This is a genomic window from Asanoa ferruginea, from assembly GCF_003387075.1.
Lineage (GTDB): Bacteria > Actinomycetota > Actinomycetes > Mycobacteriales > Micromonosporaceae > Asanoa > Asanoa ferruginea.
The window spans coordinates 6,804,047-6,825,289 of sequence record NZ_QUMQ01000001.1; the positions used below are offsets into that span (position 1 = coordinate 6,804,047).

Annotated in this window: 18 protein-coding genes and 1 pseudogene; 8 read left to right on the plus strand and 11 right to left on the minus strand. The window is 71.9% G+C overall.

From position 1 onward, the window contains the following. Positions 1-6: 6 nt before the first annotated feature. Positions 7-1,656 (minus strand): MFS transporter, encoded by a 1,650-nt coding sequence (locus DFJ67_RS31745; RefSeq protein ID WP_170216075.1) that lies wholly within the window; start codon positions 1,654-1,656, stop codon positions 7-9. Between the two features lie 19 nt (positions 1,657-1,675). Between DFJ67_RS31745 and DFJ67_RS31750 the strand changes: the two genes are divergently transcribed. After that, on the plus strand, positions 1,676-2,233 hold the full coding sequence (locus DFJ67_RS31750; RefSeq protein WP_170216076.1) for a CGNR zinc finger domain-containing protein: 558 nt from the start codon (positions 1,676-1,678) through the stop codon (positions 2,231-2,233). On the opposite strand, the gene DFJ67_RS31755 is transcribed toward DFJ67_RS31750, so the two are convergent. From DFJ67_RS31755 to DFJ67_RS31800, 10 genes and pseudogenes are all read right to left on the minus strand, one after another. Beyond that, the gene (locus DFJ67_RS31755; RefSeq protein ID WP_203784406.1) at positions 2,200-3,177 is read right to left on the minus strand and encodes a Gfo/Idh/MocA family protein; all 978 of its coding nucleotides are present in this window, start codon (positions 3,175-3,177) and stop codon (positions 2,200-2,202) included. The two genes, DFJ67_RS31750 and DFJ67_RS31755, sit on opposite strands and share 34 nt — an antisense overlap. A 1-nt stretch (position 3,178) precedes the next feature. Next, positions 3,179-3,592: a VOC family protein gene (locus tag DFJ67_RS31760; protein WP_116071830.1), complete on the minus strand. Its 414-nt coding sequence runs from the start codon at positions 3,590-3,592 to the stop codon at positions 3,179-3,181. Between the two features lie 5 nt (positions 3,593-3,597). Further along, positions 3,598-4,014 carry a helix-turn-helix transcriptional regulator gene (locus DFJ67_RS31765; protein ID WP_116071832.1) on the minus strand — a complete coding sequence of 139 codons (417 nt, stop codon included), beginning with the start codon at positions 4,012-4,014 and terminating at the stop codon, positions 3,598-3,600. A gap of 37 nt (positions 4,015-4,051) precedes the next feature. Beyond that, entirely contained in the window at positions 4,052-6,433 is a 2,382-nt protein-coding gene (locus DFJ67_RS31770; protein ID WP_116071834.1) for an ATP-binding cassette domain-containing protein, read from the minus strand. A gap of 68 nt (positions 6,434-6,501) precedes the next feature. Continuing rightward, complete coding sequence (locus DFJ67_RS31775; RefSeq protein ID WP_116071836.1) at positions 6,502-6,855, minus strand: VOC family protein; 354 nt, start codon at positions 6,853-6,855, stop codon at positions 6,502-6,504. A 53-nt stretch (positions 6,856-6,908) separates the two neighbouring features. Further along, positions 6,909-8,609, minus strand: coding sequence for an MFS transporter (locus tag DFJ67_RS31780; protein WP_116071838.1), 1,701 nt, complete (start codon positions 8,607-8,609; stop codon positions 6,909-6,911). A gap of 37 nt (positions 8,610-8,646) precedes the next feature. Further along, positions 8,647-10,350 (minus strand): glycerol-3-phosphate dehydrogenase/oxidase, encoded by a 1,704-nt coding sequence (locus DFJ67_RS31785; RefSeq protein WP_203784405.1) that lies wholly within the window; start codon positions 10,348-10,350, stop codon positions 8,647-8,649. Between the two features lie 69 nt (positions 10,351-10,419). Then, positions 10,420-11,940: a glycerol kinase GlpK gene (gene glpK / locus DFJ67_RS31790; RefSeq protein WP_116071840.1), complete on the minus strand. Its 1,521-nt coding sequence runs from the start codon at positions 11,938-11,940 to the stop codon at positions 10,420-10,422. A 207-nt stretch (positions 11,941-12,147) separates the two neighbouring features. Beyond that, a pseudogene (locus DFJ67_RS31795) lies at positions 12,148-12,954 on the minus strand (MIP/aquaporin family protein); the annotation flags it as partial. 452 nt (positions 12,955-13,406) lie between these two features. Beyond that, on the minus strand, positions 13,407-13,973 hold the full coding sequence (locus DFJ67_RS31800) for a hypothetical protein (protein ID WP_116071844.1): 567 nt from the start codon (positions 13,971-13,973) through the stop codon (positions 13,407-13,409). Between the two features lie 194 nt (positions 13,974-14,167). On the opposite strand from DFJ67_RS31800, the gene DFJ67_RS31805 reads away from it, so the two are divergent. From DFJ67_RS31805 to DFJ67_RS31835, 7 genes are read left to right on the plus strand one after another with little or no spacing between them, the layout of a single operon-like run. After that, positions 14,168-15,340, plus strand: coding sequence for an efflux RND transporter periplasmic adaptor subunit (locus DFJ67_RS31805; protein WP_116071846.1), 1,173 nt, complete (start codon positions 14,168-14,170; stop codon positions 15,338-15,340). Positions 15,341-15,385: 45 nt separating this feature from the next. Continuing rightward, on the plus strand, positions 15,386-16,090 hold the full coding sequence (locus DFJ67_RS31810; RefSeq protein ID WP_116071848.1) for a response regulator transcription factor: 705 nt from the start codon (positions 15,386-15,388) through the stop codon (positions 16,088-16,090). Beyond that, positions 16,087-17,610, plus strand: a complete 1,524-nt coding sequence (locus tag DFJ67_RS31815) for a sensor histidine kinase (protein ID WP_116071850.1) — start codon at positions 16,087-16,089, stop codon at positions 17,608-17,610. Before DFJ67_RS31810 ends, DFJ67_RS31815 begins: the two co-directional genes overlap by 4 nt. A 46-nt stretch (positions 17,611-17,656) precedes the next feature. Further along, positions 17,657-18,871, plus strand: coding sequence for an efflux RND transporter periplasmic adaptor subunit (locus tag DFJ67_RS31820; protein ID WP_116071852.1), 1,215 nt, complete (start codon positions 17,657-17,659; stop codon positions 18,869-18,871). Further along, positions 18,868-19,572: an ABC transporter ATP-binding protein gene (locus DFJ67_RS31825; protein ID WP_116071854.1), complete on the plus strand. Its 705-nt coding sequence runs from the start codon at positions 18,868-18,870 to the stop codon at positions 19,570-19,572. Before DFJ67_RS31820 ends, DFJ67_RS31825 begins: the two co-directional genes overlap by 4 nt. Then, positions 19,569-20,762 (plus strand): ABC transporter permease, encoded by a 1,194-nt coding sequence (locus tag DFJ67_RS31830; RefSeq protein WP_116071856.1) that lies wholly within the window; start codon positions 19,569-19,571, stop codon positions 20,760-20,762. Before DFJ67_RS31825 ends, DFJ67_RS31830 begins: the two co-directional genes overlap by 4 nt. Before the next feature lie 14 nt (positions 20,763-20,776). After that, positions 20,777-21,238 carry a DUF5666 domain-containing protein gene (locus DFJ67_RS31835; protein ID WP_239097609.1) on the plus strand — a complete coding sequence of 154 codons (462 nt, stop codon included), beginning with the start codon at positions 20,777-20,779 and terminating at the stop codon, positions 21,236-21,238. Positions 21,239-21,243 lie beyond the last annotated feature (5 nt).

Genomic DNA, 21,243 nt, shown 5'->3' on the forward strand with positions numbered 1-21,243 from the left:
CTTACGTTAGATCTCGGCACGGCCCAGGATCGCGCTGGGCCGCGACCGCGGCCGGGCCCCCAGCAGCAACGGCACCGCGGCGAACTGGGCGGCGCCGACCAGCAGCAGCACCCCGCGCGGCGGCAGCCAGGTGAGGACCGGGCCGGTGGCGGCGGCGCCGAGCGCGTAGGCGCCGACCTTGATGCTGGCGGCGGTGGCGACCACCTGCCCGTAGCGTCCATGAGGGACCGACTGCTGCCGGACCGCCAGGGTGGCGGCGAGCATCGGGCCGGTCGCGACGCCGCCCAGCACCGCGACGACCAGGGCGACCGGGAGGGTGGGCGCGGCCGCGACGCCGACGAGCGCCAGCCCGAGGGTGGCCAGGGCGGCGCCGAGCACCGGAACCGGCGGGCGGCGGGCCAGCAGCCGCGCGGAGGCCAGGGCGCCGGCCAGCGAGCCCGCGCTCAGCGCGGTGAGGAACCACGCACCGTGCGCCGCCGGATGTCCGAAGTGGATGGCGAGCAGTGGGAAGGTCACCGGCAGCAACCCTTGCGCGGCATGGCCGAGGGTGGTGGCCGCCGTGGTCGCCCGCAGCGCCCGCACCCGCCAGAGAAGGGCCAGCCCATCGCGGACTTCGCTGAGGAACGGTCCTGTGTGGGGCAGATCCGGACCCAGAAGCGGTCCCGGGTTCGCGGTGGGCGCGACCGTCGCTCCCGCCGGAGACCGCTCGCTCCGCTTCGCTGCCAGGTCCGCGGTGGGCGCGACCGTCGCTCCCGCCGGAGACCGCTCGCTCCGCTTCGCTGCCAGGTCCGCGGTGGGTCCCGGCATGGGCGCTATCGCGACCAGCAGCACGCCGACGGCGGCGAGCCCCGCCGCGGCGGCCAGCGCGGAGCCGGCCCCGGCCAGGCTGGCGATGGCCGCGACGACCGCGGGCCCACCAAGCCCGGCAACGTCGTAGGACGCCGCATCGACCGCATTGACTCGCGCTAGCGCACGCTGGTCTTGCGCGGCGGTGTCGGCCTGGTTGGCGTGGGCCTGTCCGTGGTGGTCGGGTGTGCCGGTGTCGGGCTGGATGGCGTCGGCCGGTTCACGGTGGTTGGGTGTGGCGGTGTCGGCCTGGTTGGCGTGGGCCTGTCCGTGGTGGTCGGGTGTGCCGGTGTAGGGCTGGATGGCGTCGGCCGGTTCGCGGTGGTTGGGTGTGGCGGTGTCGGAGTTGGTGGCGTGGGCCGGTCCGCTGTGGTCGGGCTCGGTGGTGTGGCGGGTGTTGAGCGAGGCCTGGCCGCGTTCGATGGCGGGCCGCGGCAGGCGGGGGACCAGGGCGCTGTAGCCGCCCGTCAGGACCGGAGCGGTCACGCCCGCCAGCAGGCCGAGGGCGATCAGGACCCAGCCGGGCGCGTGGCCGGCGAGGAGCAGGATGCCCGCCAGGGCGGCGGCCAGCACCGCCTGGTTGGTCAGGAAGAGGGGGCGGGGCGTCCGGATGCGGTCCAGCACCGCGCCAAGCAGGGGGCCGGTGACCAATGTCGGCAACGCGAACGCCGCGACGACCAGGCCGGCCAGGCGGGGGTCGCCGGTGCGGGCCACGACGTGCAGGACCACCGCGACCGCCGCCGCCTCGTCGGCCAACCGGGAGCCCGTTGCCGTGAGCATCAGGCGGGTGGTGGCTGTAACGGGTTGCACGTGGGATACCGTAACAGGCATGACCGCGTTCGGGTTTTCGCGCTGGGCCGCCCTTGCCGTGGCCCTGGCCAACACCGCGCCCGGCCAGCGGCACGGTGATCTGCTCACCACCACCGGCGAGCTTGCCGCCCTGCTGCGCGCACACGACGAGCCCGAGCCCGTCGATGTCGGGACCAAAGACCTGGCCGACGCGCTCACCGCCCGCGACGCGTTCAGCGGGATCTTCGAGATGGCCGGCGACGAGGCGGCCATCGCCGAGCGGCTCAACGCGCTGCTCGCTAGCACGGCGCGGCCGAGGTTGGTGTCGCACGCCGGCGTACCCCTGCATCTGCATGTCGACGCGCCCGGGTCGAGCTGGGGTCAGTGGCTGGCCGCCTCCGGCGCGATGGGGCTCGCCCTTCTCGTCGCCGAACACGGGGCAACGGTGCTCACCCGGTGTGCGGCGCAGGACTGCCGCGATGCCCTGTTGCGCACCGGGTCCGGGCCGCCGCGGCGGTTCTGCTCGGCCACCTGTGCCAGCCGGGTGCGGGTCGCGGCGCACCGTCAGGGGCGCAGGGGCAACCCCGCGGCCGAGTAGATCGCGTCGATCAGTGACATCTGCGCCACCGAGTCGTCGGGTGGGGTCAGGTTGGTGCGTTCGCCGGCCACCGCGCGGGCGAACGCTCGCAGTTGGTGCACGTAGGTCGGCTCGCCGACGATGCGTTCGCGCCGGCGCCGGCCGTCGACCGTCAGCGTGAAGCGCGACGGGAACTGCGGGCTCGCGTAGTTGACCACCGCCATCGTGCCGCGGGTGCCGATCACGTCGGCGCGGATGCGCAGCAGCGTCGACGACCACATCGACGCCTGGATGCGGCCCGTGCCGCCGCCGGGCAGGGTGAAGTCGGCCGTCATCGCCCGGTCTACCCGCGGGTCGCGGCGCAGCGTCATCGCCTGGGCCGCCGTTACCGTCGGCTCGCCGGGGCTCAGCATCCGCAGGCAGTGCACGGCGTAGCAGCCCGCGTCCATCAGCGCGCCGCCGGCCAGGTCGTATTGGTAGCGGATGTCGCTGAAGCGGGGGAGCGGGAAGCACATCGAGGTCTCGACCCGCTCGATCGCACCGAGGTCGCCCTCGCGGACCACGCCGGCCATCCGGCGGGCCAGTGGGTGGTAGCGGTAGTGGAACGCTTCCATCACCACCAGGCCCGTGCCGGCGGCGGCATCGCGCACCGCGATGGCCTGCGCGGCGTTGCTGGTGAAGGGCTTTTCGCAGAGTACGTGCTTGCCGGCCGCGATCGCCGCGAGTGTCCACTGTGCGTGGAGGCCGTTGGGCAGCGGGACGTAGACCGCGTCGAGGGTCGGGTCGGCGATCAGCTCCTCGTAAGAGCCGTGCACGGTCGGCACGCCGTGTCGGCGGGCGAAGGTCGCCGCCCGGCCGCGGTCGCGGGCCGCCACGGCGGCCACCTCGACGCCGTCGACCACGCGGGCCGAGCGGATCAACGCCGCCGGTGCGATCCGCGCGGCGCCGAGCACCCCGATCCGCACGTCAGCTCTTCGGCTGGTTGAAGCGCAGTTCGTTGCCCGCCGGGTCGCGGAACGCGCAGTCGCGGACGCCGAAGGGCTGGTCGGTCGGTTCCTGGACCACGTCGGCGCCGGCCTTGGACAGCCGCGCGAACGTCTCGTCGCAGTCGTCGGTCCAGAACACCATGCGGCCGTAGAGGCCCTTGGCCATCAGGTCGGCGACCGCACCGCGGTCGTCGGCCGACATGGTGGGGTTGGCCGTCGGCGGTTCGAGCACGATGTCGACCTCGGGCTGTGCGGGCGAGCCGACCGTAACCCAGCGCAGCTCGCCGTAGCTGACGTCGTTGCGGACCTCGAGGCCGAGCACGTCGCGGTAGAACGCGATCGCCTTGTCGGGGTCGTCGACCGCCAGGAAGGTGTGCGACAGCTTGATGTCCATGCTGGTCAACTTACCGAAGGGCCGGCTTCCTTCGCGCGCACGGGACGGGTGGCGATCTTCGCCACGCAGGCCGGGAGCCCGGCCAGGCCGGCGTGGTCGCGGGCCCGGTATGCGCTCGGCGACTCACCCATCAGCTCGGTGAACCGCGAGCTGAACGAGCCGAGCGAGGAACACCCGACGGCCATGCACACCTCGGTGACCGACAGGTCGCCGCGGCGCAGCAGGGCCGTCGCGCGCTCGATCCGGCGGGTCATCAGGTAGGAGTAGGGCGTCTCGCCGAACGCGGCCCGGAAGCTGCGCGAGAAGTGGCCGGGCGACATCAGGGCGTCACGCGCCAGCGCCGGCACGTCGAGCGGCTCGGTGTATTCGCGGTCCATCCGGTCGCGCGCGCGACGCAGGCGCACGAGGTCAGCGCGATCCATGACACCAGCATCGCATGCCACCCTGACAGCCACCCGGTTACGCCCTCTTCGTCCGTTTCGCGCGGGCCGGGGTTCCGACATACGCCGCCAGGTGCTCGCCGGTGAGCGTGCCGCCGTCGGCGACCAGGTCGGCCGGCGTGCCCTCGAAGACGATCTTTCCGCCGTCGTGGCCGGCGCCGGGGCCCAGGTCGATGATCCAGTCGGCGTGCGCCATCACCGCCTGGTGGTGCTCGATGACGATCACCGACTTGCCGGCGTCGACGAGGCGGTCGAGCAGGGCCAGCAGGTGCTCGACGTCGGCGAGGTGCAGGCCGGTGGTCGGCTCGTCGAGAATGTAGACACCGCCGTCGCTGCCCATGTGGGTCGCCAGCTTGAGCCGCTGCCGCTCGCCGCCGGACAGCGTGGTGAGCGGCTGGCCCAGGCGCAGATAGCCGAGCCCGACGTCGGCGAGCCGGCTGAGGATCGCGTGCGCGGCCGGGATGCGGGCCTCGCCGGCACCGAAGAACTCGAAGGCCTCGGCCACCGACATCGCCAGCACCTCGCTGATGTCGCGGCCGCCGAGGTGGTATTCGAGGACGGCCGCCTGGAACCGCTTGCCCTCGCACTGCTCGCAGACCGTGGCGACGCCGGCCATCATGGCCAGGTCGGTGTAGATGACGCCGTTGCCGTTACAGGTCGGGCAGGCGCCCTCGGAGTTGGCGCTGAACAGGGCCGGCTTGACGCCGTTGGCCTTCGCGAACGCCTTGCGGATCGGCTCCAGCAGGCCGGTGTAGGTGGCCGGGTTGCTGCGCCGGGAACCGCGGATCGCGCCCTGGTCGACCGAGACCACGCCGTCGCGGCCCGACACCGAGCCGCGGATCAGCGAACTCTTGCCGGAGCCCGCCACGCCGGTGACGACGACCAGCACGCCGAGCGGGATGTCGACGTCGACGTCGCGCAGGTTGTTGGTGCGGGCACCGCGCACCTCGAGGTGGCCGGCGGGCTCGCGGACGGTCGGCTTGAGGGCGGCCCGGTCGTCGAGGTGCCGGCCGGTGAGCGTGCCGCTGCCGCGCAGCCCCTCGACGGTGCCCTCGAAGACCACCTCGCCGCCGCCGGTGCCGGCCAGCGGGCCGAGGTCGACGACGTGGTCGGCGATCGCGATCGCCTCCGGCTTGTGCTCGACGACCAGCACGGTGTTGCCCTTGTCGCGCAACCGCAGCAGGAGGTCGTTCATCCGGGCGATGTCGTGCGGGTGCAGGCCGATGGTCGGCTCGTCGAAGACGTAGGTGACGTCGGTGAGCGCCGAACCGAGGTGCCGGATCATCTTGGTGCGCTGGGCCTCGCCACCGGAGAGCGTGCCCGACGGCCGGTCGAGGGACAGATAGCCGAGCCCGATCTCCACGAACGAGTCGAGCGTCTCGCGCAGCGCCTCCAGCAGGGGAGCGACGGACGGCTCGTCGAGACCCTTGACCCACTCGGCCAGGTCGTTGATCTGCATCGCGCAGGCGTCGGCGATGTTGACCTTCCCGATCTTCGACGACCGGGCCTGCTCGCTGAGCCGGGTGCCGCCGCAGTCGGGACAGGTGGTGAAGGTGAAGGCCCGCTCCACGAAGGCACGGATGTGTGGCTGGAGCGCGTCGACGTCCTTCGACAGCATCGACTTCTGGATCTTCGGGATCACGCCCTCGTACGTCAGGTTGATCCCGTCGACCTTGATCTTGGTCGGCTCCTTGTGGAGGAGATCGTTGAGCTCGCGCTTGGTGAACTTCTTGATCGGCTTGTCCATGTCGAAGAAGCCGCTGCCGCCGAAGATCCGGCCATACCAGCCGTCCATGCTGTAGCCGGGGATCGTGAGGGCACCCTCGCTGAGCGATTTGGTGTCGTCGTAGAGCGCGGTCAGGTCGATGTCGTTGACCGAGCCCCGGCCCTCGCAGCGCGGGCACATGCCGCCCAGGATGCTGAAGCTGCGCCGCTCCTTGGTGGTCACGCCGCCTTTTTCCAGGGTCACCGCGCCAGCGCCGCTGATCGAGGCGACGTTGAACGAGAACGCCTGCGCCGAGCCGATGTGGGGCTTGCCGAGCCGGCTGAACAGGATGCGCAGCATCGCGTTGGCGTCGGTCGCGGTGCCGACCGTCGAGCGTGGGTCGGTGCCCATCCGCTCCTGGTCGACGATGATCGCGGTGGTCAGCCCGTCGAGCACGTCGACCTCGGGCCGGGCCAGCGTGGGCATGAAGCCCTGCACGAAGCTGCTGTAGGTCTCGTTGATCATCCGCTGCGACTCGGCGGCGATCGTGCCGAAGACCAGCGAGCTCTTGCCCGAGCCGGAGACGCCGGTGAACACCGTCAGCCGCCGCTTGGGCAGCTCGACACTGACGTCCTTGAGGTTGTTGACCCGCGCGCCGCGTACCCGGATGAGGTCGTGGCTGTCAGCAACGTGCATGCTCGCTTGGCTCCGTCCGTCAATGGGGGCCCGCCGCGGCGGACCCCCGAATCTAACCAAATGGCGAGTCAGTCCTGGATCAGCCCGAGGACGTTGCCGTCGGGGTCGGTGATGGTAGCCACCAGGCGGCCGCCGCCGACGTCCTTGGCGGCGTCCTTGATCTTGGCGCCCGCGGCGACCACCTCGGCGATCTTCGCCTCGATGTCAGCCACGTGCCAGTAGGCGGTCGGTCCGGTCAGGCCCTGCGCGCCGTTGGGGACCAGCCCGATGTGCTGGCCGGCGGCTTCGAAGCCGACGTAGTAAGGCGCGTCGGCGACCGGTGCGACGCCGAGCAGAGCCGAGTAGACCGCCTTGGCGGCGTCGAGGTCGGTAACGGGGTGCAGCACGGTCTTGATGCCCTGGGTGGTTGCGTTGTTCTCCATGCCGAGAACGCTAGTGCCGCCCCCGTGACCAGCGCTTCTCCGAAACTGATCGGTCAGGCCCGGAGTTCGGCCAGCGCCGCCGGGGTCAGCTCGCGCGGCTCGGCGCCGGGGGAGACCAGCAGCACCGTGCTGGTCGCGGCCCCGGTCAGGGCCGCGGTGAAGCTGCCGTCGGTGAACTGGGCCAGCGGCCCGCGCGGCGACGGGCCGACCGCGACCGCGCGGGCGTCCACATCGGAGGCATGCGCGGCCAGCACCCGGGCCGCCGCGGCGTGGTCGCCGACGCTGTGCAGCAGTTGGCCGGTCGCGGCGACGCCGGCGGCGGCCAGCCGGTCGAGGTGCGCGGTCAGGGCGGCCCGCGCCGTCGCGACGTCCTCCGGATCGATGGCCAACTCCTCGATCACGACCGTCTCCCGCACGTGTACGACCTCGAGCGGGCTGCCCAGACCGCGGGCGATGTCGGCGGCGGCGTCGACGGTCGTGGCCGCGTCGGGGGTTGCGCCGACGGCGACGATCACCGGGCGGCCGGCGGCGGCCGGGCCGAGCGGCTCCAGCAGGGTGGTGTCGGCCGTGCCGCGTTCGGCCTCACCGAGCAACCGGTGCCCGGTGGACAGCACGAAGATCGCGAGCACGAAGGCCGCGGCGCCGAGGTAGAACGGGACCGACAGCGACCACGCCTCGGCCAGCTTGCCGGCGACGAACGGGGCCAGGCCACCACCGATGAACCGGACGAAGCCGTACGCCGAGGAGGCGATCGGGCGCTCGACCGGCGAGACCAGCATGACCGCCTGGGTGGTCAGCGTGTTGTTGATGCCGATGAACGCGCCGCTGGCGATCACCGCCACGATCACCGTCGTCGGGGTGCTGACGCCGGCGCCGATCACCGTCATCACGATGCCGAGCGCGGCCAGGTTGGCGTAGAGCACCTTCGCGGTGCCGAACCGGGCCTGCAGCCGCGGCGCGAAGAACACGCTGAACAGCGCGACCAGCAGGCCCCAGCCGGTGAACACCAGGCCGAGCTTGTGCGCGTCCAGTTCCATCGGGTAGGGCGCGTACCCGAGCATGGTGAAGAAGCCCCAGTTGTAGAGCAGCGCGGTCAGGCCCATGATCAGCAACCCACGGTGCCGCAACGCCTTCAACGGCGCGACCAGGCTGGTCTTCTGCGCCGGTTTCGGCAGCGACGGCACGAACGCGATGGTCGCCACCAGGGCGATGAACATCAGCGCCGAGACGCCGAAGAACGGGCCCTTCCAACTGATGCTGCCGAGTTCACCGCCGAGCAGCGGGCCGACCGCGATGCCCAGCCCCAGCGCCGTCTCGTAGAGGATGATCGCGCCCGCGAAGCCGCCGCTGGCCGAGGCCACGATGACCGCGAGGCTGGTCGCGATGAACAGCGCGTTGCCCAGGCCCCAGCCGGCACGGAAGCCGACGATCCCGCCGATCGAGTCGGACGCACCGGCCAGCGCGGCGAACACCACGATGATCACCAGGCCGACGACCAGGGTGCGCTTGGCCCCGATCCGGCTGGAGACCGCGCCCACCACCAGCATCGCGACCGCGGTCACCACCAGATAGCTGGTGAACAGCAGCGACACCTGGCTGGGCGTGGCGTGCAGGTCGCTGGCGAGCGCTGGCAGGATCGGGTCGACCAGCCCGATGCCCATGAACGAGACGACGCAGGCGAACGCGACCGCCCAGACCGCACGCGGCTGCCGGAACGGGCTGGTGGTGGGACGGGCATGGCTGGCGGACGACATAGCTGTAACATACAGCTTGTCGCCCGCCACCCACAATTCAGCCCAGGTCGACGGCGACCAGGCGGGCCGCGTCGGCGGCCGCGTCGTCGGGCGCCTCCTGTGCCTTGCGGTCGGCCTCGATGGCCGCCTCGTAGGCGGTGACCTCGCGGTCGACGTCGACGTCGGTCCAGCCGAGCACCGCGCCCATCAGGCGGGCCACGTCCGGTGCGGCCTGGACGCCGCGGGAGAACGTCTCGAAGTAGGACCTTGTGCGCCGGGCCAGCACGTCGTCGAGGTGCAGTGCGCCCTCGTGGCTGGCCGCGTAGACCGCCTCCGCCCGCAGGTAGTCGTCGGCACCGGGCAAGGGGTCGGCCAGGCTGCGGTCCTGCGCGATCAGCCGCAGCACCTCGAAGATCAGCGAGCCGTAGCGGTTGAGCAGGTGCTCGATCCGGTGCACGTGCAGGCCCCAGACCTCGGCCAGCTCGTGCCGCTGGTTCCACAGCGCGTGGTAGCCGTCGGCACCGACCAGCGGGATGTCCTTCGTCGGCGACTCCGGCACGTTCTCCTGGTCGAGCCCGCGGACCGCCTCGTCGACGGTGTCCTCGGCCATCTTGCGGTAGGTGGTGTATTTGCCGCCGGCCACCACCACCATGCCGGGCACCGGCCGGGCCACCATGTGGTCGCGGGACAGCTTGCTGGTCGACTGGGCGTCACCGGCCACCAGCGGCCGCAGGCCCACATACACGCCCTCGATGTCGGCCTCGGTCAGCGGGTTGATGAGCACCCGGTTGACGTGGTCGAGCAGGTACTCGATGTCGGTCGAGGTGGCCGCAGGCCGGGCCTTGTCGAGGTCCCAGTCGGTGTCGGTGGTGCCGATCAGCCAGTGCCGGCCCCACGGGATGACGAACAGAACGCTCTTCTCCGTACGCAGGATCAGCCCTGTATCGAGCTGGATCCGGTCCCGCGGCACGGTGAAGTGGACGCCCTTCGAGGCCCGGACGTGGAACTCACCCCGGGTGTCGGCGAGCTGCTGCGTGTCGTCGGTCCAGACGCCCGTCGAGTTGATCACCTGCTTGGCGTGCACCTCGCGGGTGTTGCCGGTCATCAGGTCTTCGACCAGCGCGCCGACGACCTGGTCGCCCTCGCGCAGATAGTCGACGACCCGGGCCCGGTTGGCCACCAGCGCGCCGTAGCTGGCCGCGGTGCGGACCACGGTCATCGTGTGCCGGGCGTCGTCGACCTGGCCGTCATAATATTGAACGGCCCCGATCAGCGCCGACTTCTTCAGCCCGGGCGCCACCTTCAGCGCGCCGCGGCGGGTCAGGTGCCGGTGGTGCGGCACGCCGCGCGCGGTGCCCGAGGTGAGGCCCATGGTGTCGTAGAGGATCAGGCCGCTGCCCACGTAGGGCCGTTCCCAGAACCGGTGCTTGAGCGGGTAGAGGAACTGCACGGGGTGCACCAGGTGCGGCGCGATCCGTTGCAGGAGCAGCCCGCGCTCCCGCAGCGATTCGGCGACCAGGCCGAACTCGAACTGCTCCAGGTAGCGCAACCCGCCGTGCATCAGCTTGCTGGACCGGCTCGACGTGCCGGACGCCCAGTCGCGGGCCTCGACCAGGCCGGTCGACAGGCCACGGGTGACCGCGTCGAGGGCGCAACCGGCGCCGACGACACCGCCACCCACGACCAGGATGTCCAGCTCGCGCTCGGCCATCCCGGCGAGGGCCCGGTTGCGTTGTGCTGCGGAAAGGGCCACGGCCTCCACGTCAACCTCCTGCTGTCCATGCGGTGGGGCGCCGCGTGCGCGTACGCAGGCGACGCCCCGGTGCGTTTCTCACTCGTCGACTTCGAGCCACTTCATGGTTCGGCCGACGGCCTTCTTCCACATCTTGTAACCCTGGTCGCGTTGCGAGTCGTTCCATTCGGGCGTCCAGCGGCGATCCTCGTGCCAGTGCGCCCGCAACTCCTCGACCGAGTTCCAATATTTGACGGCCAGGCCGGCGGCGTACGCGGCACCCAGCGCGGTGGTCTCCGCGACCACCGGCCGGCTCACCGGCACACCGAGGATGTCGGCCTGCATCTGCATCGCCAGGTCGTTGGCGGTGATGCCGCCGTCGACCTTGAGGATGTCGAGCGCGACACCGGAATCCTTCTCGGCCGCCTCCACCACGTCCTTCGACTGGTAGCAGATCGACTCGAGGGTGGCCCGGGCCAGGTGCGCGGCCGTGTTGAACCGCGACAGGCCGAGGATCGCGCCACGAGCATCGGACTGCCAATAAGGAGCGAACAGACCCGAGAACGCGGGTACGAAGTAGACGCCCCCGTTGTCCTTGACGCTGCGCGCCAGGGTCTCGCTCTCCGCGGCGTTGCGGATGATGCCCAACTGGTCGCGCAGCCACTGCACGGCCGAGCCGGTCACCGCGATCGAGCCCTCGAGCGCGTACACCGGGTCCTGGTCACCGAACTGGTAGCAGACCGTGGTGATCAGACCCGCCTTGGACCGGACCACCTCGTTGCCGGTGTTGAGCAACAGGAAGTTGCCCGTGCCGTAGGTGTTCTTCGCCTCGCCGACGGCGAAGCAGACCTGGCCGACCGTGGCCGCCTGCTGGTCGCCGAGCGACGCGGGAAGCGCCACCTCGCCGTGGAACGGACCTCCGGACTTGGTCATTCCGTAGAGGTTCGGGTCCGACGACGGCCGGATCTCGGGCAGCATCGCCCGCGGAATGTTGAAGAACGAGAGCAGCTCGTCATCCCAGTCGAGCGTCTCCAGGTTCATCAGCATCGTCCGGCTGGCGTTCGTGACGTCGGTGATGTGCAGACCGCCGTCACGCCCACCGGTGAGGTTCCACAGGACCCAGGCGTCGGTGTTGCCGAAGATCGCGTCGCCCTTCTCAGCGGCTTCCCGAACTCCGTCGACGTTCTCCAGGATCCATTGGATCTTCCCGCCGGAGAAGTAGGTCGCCGGCGGGAGACCGGCCTTGCGGCGGATCACGTCGCCCCGCCCGTCGCGGTCGAGTGCGGCCGCGATCCGGTCGGTACGGGTGTCCTGCCAGACGATCGCGTTGTAGTAGGGCCGCCCGGTTCGGCGGTTCCACACCACGGTCGTCTCGCGCTGGTTGGTGATGCCCACCGCGGCGAGGTCGCTTGCCGACAGGTTCTGCCGGCTCATCGCCGTGGTGATCACCTCCTGGGTGCGCTGCCAGATCTCCAGCGGGTCGTGCTCGACCCAGCCGGCCTGCGGCAGGATCTGCTCGTGCTCGACCTGGTGGCGGCCGACCTCGCGCCCCTCGTGATCGAAAATCATGAATCGTGTGCTTGTCGTTCCCTGGTCGATAGCGCCTACGTAATCCGCCATCTCAGTCGTTCCTTCCGGGTCAGTGGTCCGGATCGCCTACCTGTTGGGGCCTGGCCCCTGATCCGTCGGTCCGCTACCCGGATCACGCGGATCTCGGCCTGTGCCTGGATCCATCCGCCGCCCGGTGTTCGGGTCGATCCGCGGATCGTTGCCTCCCGGCGTGGGGTCGATGACGCCCCGCTGGCCGCGCGGCGTGTCGGTCTGCGCCTCGCCGGTCGCCTCGTACGGGGTCTCAACCTCGCCACCGCGGCCGGCCGGGGTCTCGGTGCCCTGCAGGAACGGCAGGACTCGACCGATCAGCGTCACGTAGACCAGACCACCGATGAGGCCACCGATGATCGGCGCCGCAATGGGCACCCACCAATAGAGCTGGTTGTATTGATCTCGCCACGCCGTGCCGTATCCGGTGATGTAGGACGCCAGTCGAGGCCCGAAGTCACGAGCCGGGTTGATGGCGTAACCAGCGTTCGTGCCCCACGCCATACCGATCGCGACAACAACCAGACCCACGATGAACGGTGTCAGGTTCGACAGCGGCGGGTCGTTGAGGCGGTCGGTCAGCACGAAGATCAGGAACACCAGGATCGCCGTGCCGATGACCTGGTCCAGGAAGCCGCCCCACAGGCTGACCGGCAACGAGCCGTTACCGGGCAGGGTGGAGAAGATCGTCTGCGACTTGGCGGTCAGGCCCGGGTCGAAGTTGTGCAACACCGAGTTGTAGGCCCAACGCACCAGCAGCGCGCCGACGAAGGCACCCGCCACCTGAGCGATGATGTAGGGCACCACCTTCTTCCACGGGAACCCGCGGAACGCCGCCAACGCGATCGTGACGGCCGGGTTGAGGTGGGCACCTGAGATGCGTGCCGCGGTGTAGACACCGAGCACAACACCGAGGCCCCACGCCCACGAGATGCTGTCGTGGTCACCGAGGCTAGAGCCACCGGCAACTACCTGAGCGACCACGCCGATACCGAACAGAATCAGAATCATCGTGCCCATGAACTCAGCGATCATCTGGACCGCGATGTTCTGTCTGCTGAGAATTCCTCGAATTCCAGCCACAGCTTTTAGCCCCCCAACAGTGCGATCTGGCGAATCGTTGGCTGGCAGTCACCGCCAGGAGCGCGCCTCAAGACCCACAATCAGGATGAAGGCCCCAACAAGGGAATAGACACGTAACTAACGGCTATGTCTGAATATTCGGATTCGCCCTCTATCACCGTCAGTCAAGCACGGGACCTCCGATAGGGCTACGGCCAATCGCTTTAAACCCGAGAATTGCTCTTTTTTCAGGGCACGCTGGGGTAGATGCGAGGTGTGACCGGGTTTCCGCGAGCCATGCGACGGCTCCAGCGGATCACCTATGTCAGGCTAACCCGCAGGCGAGAGCGGGGAGTCCGGATCCAACACCATCCACAATGGTTGGTACGTGGTGCGGCCGGCGATGCGTGGGACGTCCAGTGTGGTCAGGACGTGGGCGTCGGTGTCGGGCCGGCGGTCGGCCGCAGCACCGCACACGCCTCAAGGGCCGCAGCGTCAGGCGTGGCGCCCGCCTTCGCCCCGTGGTCGGCGAGGCAGTTGCGATAGGCGGTGTCCGCGCCGCGGTTGCCACCACCGCGCCGCGCGCCGGTTCCGCCGCCCGGTCCACCGGTGGGCCGCACCGACGCGCACGCGTCCTGCGCCTTCTGCCACGTCTGCTCGTCGACGCCCTGCGGGCGCATGTTGCCGAAGCCACCACCGTTGCCGAAGCCGCCACCGGGACGGCCGGAAGGGAAGGCGGTGGGGCGACCGGAGGGGAAGGCGGTGGGGCGGCCCGACGGGCGGGGACGGCCGCTCGGGCGGCCGGCGAAACCGGCCGGCGCCGAGGGCAGCGTGATGCCCTGCTTGCCCAGGCAGTCGCGGTAGGCGGCGAAGCCGGCGTCGCCCGTACCCGATGCCTGTGTCGAACCGCCGTCGGAGCCGCACGCCGCGACGGTGAGCACAACGGCGGCGGTGGCCGCCAGGACGAAGCCCGACCGGAGCCAGCGGGTCACGACGCCTCCTATAGCTATTGGTCGTGCCGCGGGGGTTCGGGGCCGGATTCCCCGCGGCACGCGGGCCTCATGCAACCGGCGCTACCTCCGGGTCACCTCGGACGAAGCTCGGAGTTGCCTCAACGCGGGTCTCCGAGGCAACTCCGAGCTTTCGTTGAGGAAACCCGGATCGCCGGCCGGGACACTCGGCGGTCATGGGTGTCGGGCGGTGGGTCTGGGTCGCGGGTGGGGCCGTGGTGCTGTTGGCGGCCGGTGGGGTCGCGGCGGTCACGCTCTCGCACGGTCCGGCCGCGATAGCGTCCACATCGGACACGGCGACGGTCGGTCACGGTGCGGTTTCGCTCGCGGTGGCCACGACCGGCGCGGTGACGCCGGCGCAGAGCTACGCGCTCGGTTTCGCGACCGCCGGCACGGTCACCGTGCTCGCCGTCCACCCGGGTGACCCGGTAACCAAGGGCCAGGTGCTGGCCCGGATCGACGACGCCGACGCCCAGCAGAAGGTCGACACGGCGGAGGCCGCGGCCGACCGGGCCGCCGACGCGCTCGACGCCGCGAAGAAGCCGGCGGCCAATGACTGTGCGACGCGTGGCCACACCGTCGAGAGCGCCCTGCGCAGCCCCGCGCCGACCACCAGCCCGAGCGCGAGCCCTGGCCCGACCCGCACCGCCACGCCGCCACCCACCACCAGGCCGGCCCGACCGACCACCGCGCCACCGACGTCCCGCGGCGGCGGTAGCGGTGGCGATTGCGCGCCCTCCGGCGATGACCCGGTGCTGCGCGCGCAGCAACAGGTCAGCTCGGCCAACCTCGCGCTCGACCAGGCCCGCGACGCGCTGGCCGGCACCGCCATCACGGCACCGGTGGCCGGCACCGTCCTGTCGGTGGCCGGCGCGGTCGGCGCGTCGGTGACGTCCGGTGGCACCTTCGTCACGCTCGCCGACCCGGCGGGCATGCAGGTGCGGGCCAGCGTCCCGGAGGCCGACGCCGGCCGGCTCGCCGTCGGGCAGGCCGCCACCATCACGCTGCCCGACCGGCCCGGCACGCCCCTGGACGCCACCGTCGTGCAGGTCGACCCGGTCGGCACCAGCGACGGCACGCTGGTCGTGTTCGGCGCCCGGCTCGCGTTCGCGAAGGCGCCCACCGACCTGCTGGTCGGGCAGACCGCCGCGGTGCGGGTCACGATCGCGACGCGACCCGACGCGCTGCGGGTGCCCAGCACGGCCGTGCGCGCCGACGGCTCGGTGCTGGTCCGCACGCCGTCCGGCGACCATCCGACGCAGGTCGAGGTGGGTTTGCGCGGTGACGCCTACACCGAGATCACCGCCGGACTCATCGACGGCCAGGAGATCGTCACAGCGTCTTCCTAGCCCGCTCCCAGCCGGCTCCGAGCGACGGTCCGTAAGAGATACGGTGTGCCAGCGCGACCTACCCGGGTGCTTGTCGTCGACGACGAGCCCAATATCTGTGCCCTGCTCTCCGCCACGCTCCGGCTGGTCGACTTCGACGTGCGGGTCGCGTCCGGCGGCTTCGAAGCGCTGACCGCGGCCGAGGAGTTCACCCCCGACCTCGTGGTCCTCGACGTGATGCTGCCCGACCTCGACGGCATCCAGGTCGCCCGGCGGCTGCGGGCGCGCGGCGGACCGGGCGTCCCGGTGCTGTTCCTCACCGCCAAGGACGCCGTCGAGGACCGCATCTCCGGGCTGACCGCCGGCGCCGACGACTACGTCACCAAGCCGTTCAGCATCGAGGAGGTGGTGCTGCGGATCCGCGCGATCCTGCGCCGCGGCAACCCGGCCGCCGCCGAGCAGGGCGTGCTGCGCTACGCCGACCTCGAGCTCGTCGAGGACGCCCACGAGGTGCGCCGGGCCGGCCGGCTGATCGAGCTGTCCCCGACGGAGTTCAAGCTGTTGCGCTACCTCATGGTCAACGCCGGCCGGGTGGTCAGCAAGGCGCAGATCCTCGACCGGGTGTGGAGCTACGACTTCGGCGGCGACGGCCGGATCGTCGAGTCCTACGTCTACTACCTGCGCAAGAAGATCGACTCGCGCGAGCCCGCGCTGATCCACACGGTGCGGGGCGTCGGCTACGCCCTGCGCCTGCCGCGGGACCAGGAATGAGGTCCGTGCCGCCGCGGATCAGGCGCTGGCGGCACTGGACCCTGCGCGCCCGGTTGGTGGTCGTGGTCGCCGTGCTGAGCGCGCTGGCCCTGCTGGTCGCCAACGCGGTCGGCCTGGCGCTGCTGCGCCGCAACCTCACCGACCGGGTCGACGACCAGCTGACCATGATGGGCCAGGCCGCCGTGCAACGCCGGGGCTGGGAGGCGAGTGTTCCGCCGCCCAATCCGCTGTTCCCGCGCGGCCAGCTCGACGTCGACCGCGCGATCGCGCTGGTGCCGCCGGACGGCAGCCCGCCGCTGGTCCGGCTGCCCGACGGGGTCTCGCCCCCGGTGCTGCCGGCGCTGCCGGAGCTGACCGCCCGGGCCGGCGGTCGGCCGTTCACCGTCGACGCGGCGGACGGCACCATGTCGTGGCGGCTCCTCGTCGTCACCCGCCGCGACGGGAGCCTCGCCGTCTCCGGCATCTCGCTCAAGGCCGTCGACGCCACGGCCGATCTGCTGCTCGCGATCGACGTGGCGGTGACGCTCGCGGTGCTGGCGATCCTGGCGATCGTCGCCGCCCTGGTGGTCCGGGTGGGGCTGCGGCCGCTGACCCGGATGGAGCGCACCTCCGCGGCGATCACCGGCGGCGACCTGTCCCGGCGGGTCCGCGACGCCGACCCGCACACCGAGCCCGGCCGGCTCGGCGCCGCGCTCAACGCGATGCTCGACCGGATCGAGGCGGAGGTGTCGGCGCGCACCACCTCGGAGCGGCGGCTGCGGCAGTTCGTCGCGGACGCCTCGCACGAGCTGCGTACCCCGTTGACCTCGATCGGTGGTTTCGCGCAGCTCTACCGGGTCGGGGGAGTCGGTCCCGGCCCGCAGCTCGACGAGACGATGGCCCGGATCGAGGCCGAGTCGGCCCGGATGGGCCTGCTGGTCGAAGACCTGCTCCTGCTGGCCCGGCTCGACCTGCAACGGCGCCCCGAGCGGCGGCCGGTCGACCTGCTGGCGATCGCGGCCGACACGATCCGCGACGCGCACGCCCGGCAGCCGGACCGGCCCGTGCAGCTCGCCACCGAAGACGGCCCCGACGACGCGCCGTTCGAGCCGGTGACCGTGCTCGGCGACGACCACGGCCTGCGCCAGGTCGCCACCAACCTGGTCGCCAACGCCCTCCAGCACACCTCGGTGCCGGCCACCGTCACCGTCACCGTCGGCCGCCGCCTGCCGGGTGCCGGTGGTGGCCGGCCGGCCGCCGCGGTGGGTGAGGTCCCCGCCGACCGGCCGCTCGCCGTGCTGGAGGTCACCGACACCGGTCCGGGCGTGCCGGCCGAGCACGCCGAGCGGATCTTCGAACGGCTCTACCGCGCCGACCCGAGCCGCAACCGGCGCAGCGGCGGCTCCGGCCTGGGTCTGTCCATCGTGGCCGCGATCGTGTCCAGCCACGGCGGGCGGGTCGAGCTGCACCGCGGGCCGGGCGGCGGCGCCACGTTCCGGGTGCTGTTGCCGGAAGACGGCCGGGTTCCCAGCGGATCTTGAGCTGGCGTCGGGCTGGCTCCGAGGCGCGGTCGCCAGGCTGGCGCGCATGCCTGTCCGCCTCCGCCCGGCCTGGTTGGTCAACGGGCTGCTCGTCGCCGCGCTGGCCGGCGGCGGCCTCTGGGTCTACTCCTCGTTCGCACCCGCGGACGCGAGTGACGCCGGCACCGCCGGTGGCCTCACGCGCACGGTCGCGGTCAGCCGCGGCACGGTGACCGCGACCGTGTCGGCCACCGGCGCGGTGCGCAGCGCCTCGACCGCGACCGCTTCCTTCGGCACCAGCGGCACCGTGAAGACCATCGCGGTCGCCGTCGGCACCAAGGTGGCGAAGGGCACCACGCTGGCCACGATCGACGACACGGCCGCCAAGCGCCAACTCGCGGCCGCCGAGGACGACCTCGACGCGGCCAACGACGCGCTGGACCGCGCAAGCGACGCCAAGGGTGACACCTCCGCCGCGCAGTCCCAGGTCGACCAGGCCGAGCGCGACGTCGACGCCGCGCGGGACGCGGTGGCCGGCACCGTCCTGAAGGCGCCGATGGCCGGGACGGTGACCGCGGTCAACGGCACGCTGGGCGGCCCGTCCTCGGGGTCATCCTCGAGCTCGGGTGGCACGTCCCGGTCCAGCACCTCGACCTCGTCGACAACTACCACCACCACCGGCTCGGGCTTCGTCACGATCGAAGACCTCGGCCACCTCGAGGTGGCGGCGACGGTGGCCGAGGCCGACGCGACCAAGCTGCGCAAGGGCCAGTCGGCGACGGTGACCTGGAACGCGCTGCCGGACGCCCGCAGCGACGCCACCCTCACCGCCGTCGACCCGACCGCGACCACCTCCGGCGACGTGGTCACCTACGGCGCCACGCTTTCGCTGGCCAAGCTGCCGACGGGGGTACGCGCCGGGCAGACGGTGCAGGTGTCCGTCGTCGTCGGCAAGGTCGAGGACGCGGTCACCGTCATCTCGGCCGCGGTCACCGGCAGCGGCGCCCGGCACACGGTCACGGTCGACCAGAACGGCCAGCACGTGACCCGCGACGTGCAGGTCGGCCTGGAGGGCGGCCAGACCACCCAGATCACCTCCGGCCTCGACGTGGGCGAGCAGGTCGTGATCACGATTCCTACCGGAAGCGGCGGCGGCACGCAGACCGGCAACCAGCCCGGGGGTGGGTTCCGCTTCCCGGGCGGTGGCGGGTTCACGGGCGGCGGCGCGACCGGTGGCGGGTTCCGCGGCGGCACCGGCGGTCGGCAGGGGGCCGGCCGGTGACCGCCGCGGTCCTCGACGTGCGCCGGGTCGGCAAGGTCTACGGGACCGGCCAGACCGCCGTGGCGGCGCTGCGCGAGGTGTCGCTGACCGTCGAACGCGGCGACTACGTCGCGGTGATGGGCGCCTCGGGCTCCGGCAAGTCGACCCTGATGAACATCCTCGGCTGCCTCGACGTGCCGAGCAGCGGGCGCTACCTGCTCTCCGGCGTCGACGTCGGCAAGCTCGGCGACCGGCAGCTCGCGCTGCTGCGCAACCGCCGGATCGGGTTCGTCTTCCAGTCGTTCAACCTGATACCGCGGATGACCGCACTGGCCAATGTGGAACTTCCGCTGGCGTACGCCGGTGTCCGCGCCGCCGCCCGCCGGCGCCGGGCCCGCGCCGCGCTCGACCTCGTGGGCCTGGCCGACCGGGCCGGGCACGAGCCCAACCAGCTCTCCGGCGGCCAGCAGCAGCGGGTCGCGGTGGCCCGGGCGCTGGTCACCGAGCCGGCGCTGCTGCTCGCCGACGAGCCGACCGGCAACCTCGACAGCCGCGCCACCGCCGACGTGCTGACCATCCTCGACGAGCTCAACGCGGCCGGCCGCACCATCGTGGTGATCACCCACGAGACCGAGGTCGGCGACCGGGCCCAGCGGCTCGTGCGGCTGCGCGACGGCTCGATCGTCGCCGACGACCGGCAGAGCGCGCGGGTGGCGGCATGACGATCCGGGAGACGCTGCGCTTCGCGCTGCGCGGCATCGGCGCCAACAAGCTGCGGTCGGGGCTGACCATGCTCGGCATCCTGATCGGGGTGGCCGCGGTGATCCTGCTGGTCGCCGTCGGCACCGGGTCGGCGAAGGAGGTCAGCGACCGGATCGAGGCGCTGGGCACCAACACGCTGACCGTCCAGGGCGGTGGCGGCGCCGCGGCCGGCGGGCTGACGGTGCCGCTCGCCGGCGCACTGGTCGATCCGGTGCTCGCGCCCGACGTGGTCTCGGCGTCGCCGGTCGTGAGCGGGTCGACGACGGTCACCTACGACGGCACCGACCACACCGTGCCGCAGTTCGTCGGCACCGACCAGGCCTATTTCTCGGCCGCCAACAGCCCGGTCGCCAGCGGCTCGGCGTTCACCGCCGACGACGTCACCCGGGCCCGGCGCGTGCTGGTGCTCGGCCGCACCGTCGCCGACGAACTCTTCCCCGGCGCGGACCCGGTCGGCAAGGAGGTCACCGTCGGCGGCGCCCTCTACACGGTGAACGGGGTGCTCGCGGCGCGGAACTCCGCGGGCGGCTTCGCTGACGCCGACGACATCGCCATCGCGCCGGTCACGGCGGTGCGGCAGACGCTCACCGGGTATGGCCCGATCACCTCGATCCTGGTGCGCGCCGCCGGGTCGGACCGGGTGGACGCCGCGCAGGCCCAGGTGGGCGCCATTCTCGACGCCCGGCTGCCGGCCCGCACCGACGGCGGCACGTCCTACCGGATCCAGAACGCGGCGCAACTGCTGGCCACCCAGTCGCAGACCGCGCAGACCTTCACCACGTTGCTGGGCACCGTGGCCGGCATCTCGCTGCTGGTCGGCGGGCTCGGCGTCACCAACATCATGCTGGTCACGGTCACCGAGCGGACCCGGGAGATCGGCATCCGCAAGGCACTCGGCGCGCCGCGCGGCGCGATCCTGACCCAGTTCCTGGCCGAGGCAACCATGCTCAGCGTGCTCGGCGGCGGGCTCGGTGTGGCGGTCGCGCTGATCGGCAGCCACTTCACCATCGCCGGCGTACGCCCGGTGGTGGTGCCCGGCTCGATCGCCCTGGCCCTCGGCGTGTCCGTCGCGATCGGGCTGTTCTTCGGCAGCGTCCCGGCACACCGCGCGGCGGGGCTGCGCCCGATCGACGCGCTGCGCTACGAGTGAGAGGGGAAGCCGCGGTGACCCACGCCGTGCTCGACGACGACGAGGCCCTGCTGGCCGAACTGGCCGCGGTCGGCGCCCGCCGGTGGTGGAACCGGTGGACGATCGGCCTGGGCGTGCTCGTGCTGCTGCTCGGTGGGTTCGTGGCGGGAGTGCAGGTGCAGCGCTCCTACGGCCCGCAGCCGGCGGCCGCGGCCGGTCGCGGCGGCGCTCGCCCGAGCGGCTTCCCGACCGCCTTCCCGGGCCGCGCCGCGCCGACCACCGCGCCGGCGACCAGCGGCACCGTCAAGCTGGTCGACGGTGGCACGCTCTACGTGCAGACCGCCGACGGCGTGGTGACCGTGCGGACCAACGGCGACACGGCCGTGCGTACCCCCGCTGCTTTGAAGAACCTCAAGCCAGGCGACCCGGTCACCGTCGAGGGGCCCGACGACGGCTCCGGCACGGTGACCGCGACCAGCGTGACGCGCACCAAATAGCCGAA

Coding starts and splice junctions, on each gene's coding strand:
- DFJ67_RS31765 (WP_116071832.1), bottom strand. CDS start 4,014: ATGGATCGCGCTGACCTCGTGCGCCTGCGTCGCGCGCGCGACCGGATG.
- DFJ67_RS31780 (WP_116071838.1), bottom strand. CDS start 8,609: ATGTCGTCCGCCAGCCATGCCCGTCCCACCACCAGCCCGTTCCGGCAG.
- DFJ67_RS31770 (WP_116071834.1), bottom strand. CDS start 6,433: ATGCACGTTGCTGACAGCCACGACCTCATCCGGGTACGCGGCGCGCGG.
- DFJ67_RS31805 (WP_116071846.1), top strand. CDS start 14,168: ATGGGTGTCGGGCGGTGGGTCTGGGTCGCGGGTGGGGCCGTGGTGCTG.
- DFJ67_RS31775 (WP_116071836.1), bottom strand. CDS start 6,855: ATGGAGAACAACGCAACCACCCAGGGCATCAAGACCGTGCTGCACCCC.
- DFJ67_RS31760 (WP_116071830.1), bottom strand. CDS start 3,592: ATGGACATCAAGCTGTCGCACACCTTCCTGGCGGTCGACGACCCCGAC.
- glpK (WP_116071840.1), bottom strand. CDS start 11,940: ATGGCGGATTACGTAGGCGCTATCGACCAGGGAACGACAAGCACACGA.
- DFJ67_RS31750 (WP_170216076.1), top strand. CDS start 1,676: ATGACCGCGTTCGGGTTTTCGCGCTGGGCCGCCCTTGCCGTGGCCCTG.
- DFJ67_RS31830 (WP_116071856.1), top strand. CDS start 19,569: ATGACGATCCGGGAGACGCTGCGCTTCGCGCTGCGCGGCATCGGCGCC.
- DFJ67_RS31820 (WP_116071852.1), top strand. CDS start 17,657: ATGCCTGTCCGCCTCCGCCCGGCCTGGTTGGTCAACGGGCTGCTCGTC.
- DFJ67_RS31815 (WP_116071850.1), top strand. CDS start 16,087: ATGAGGTCCGTGCCGCCGCGGATCAGGCGCTGGCGGCACTGGACCCTG.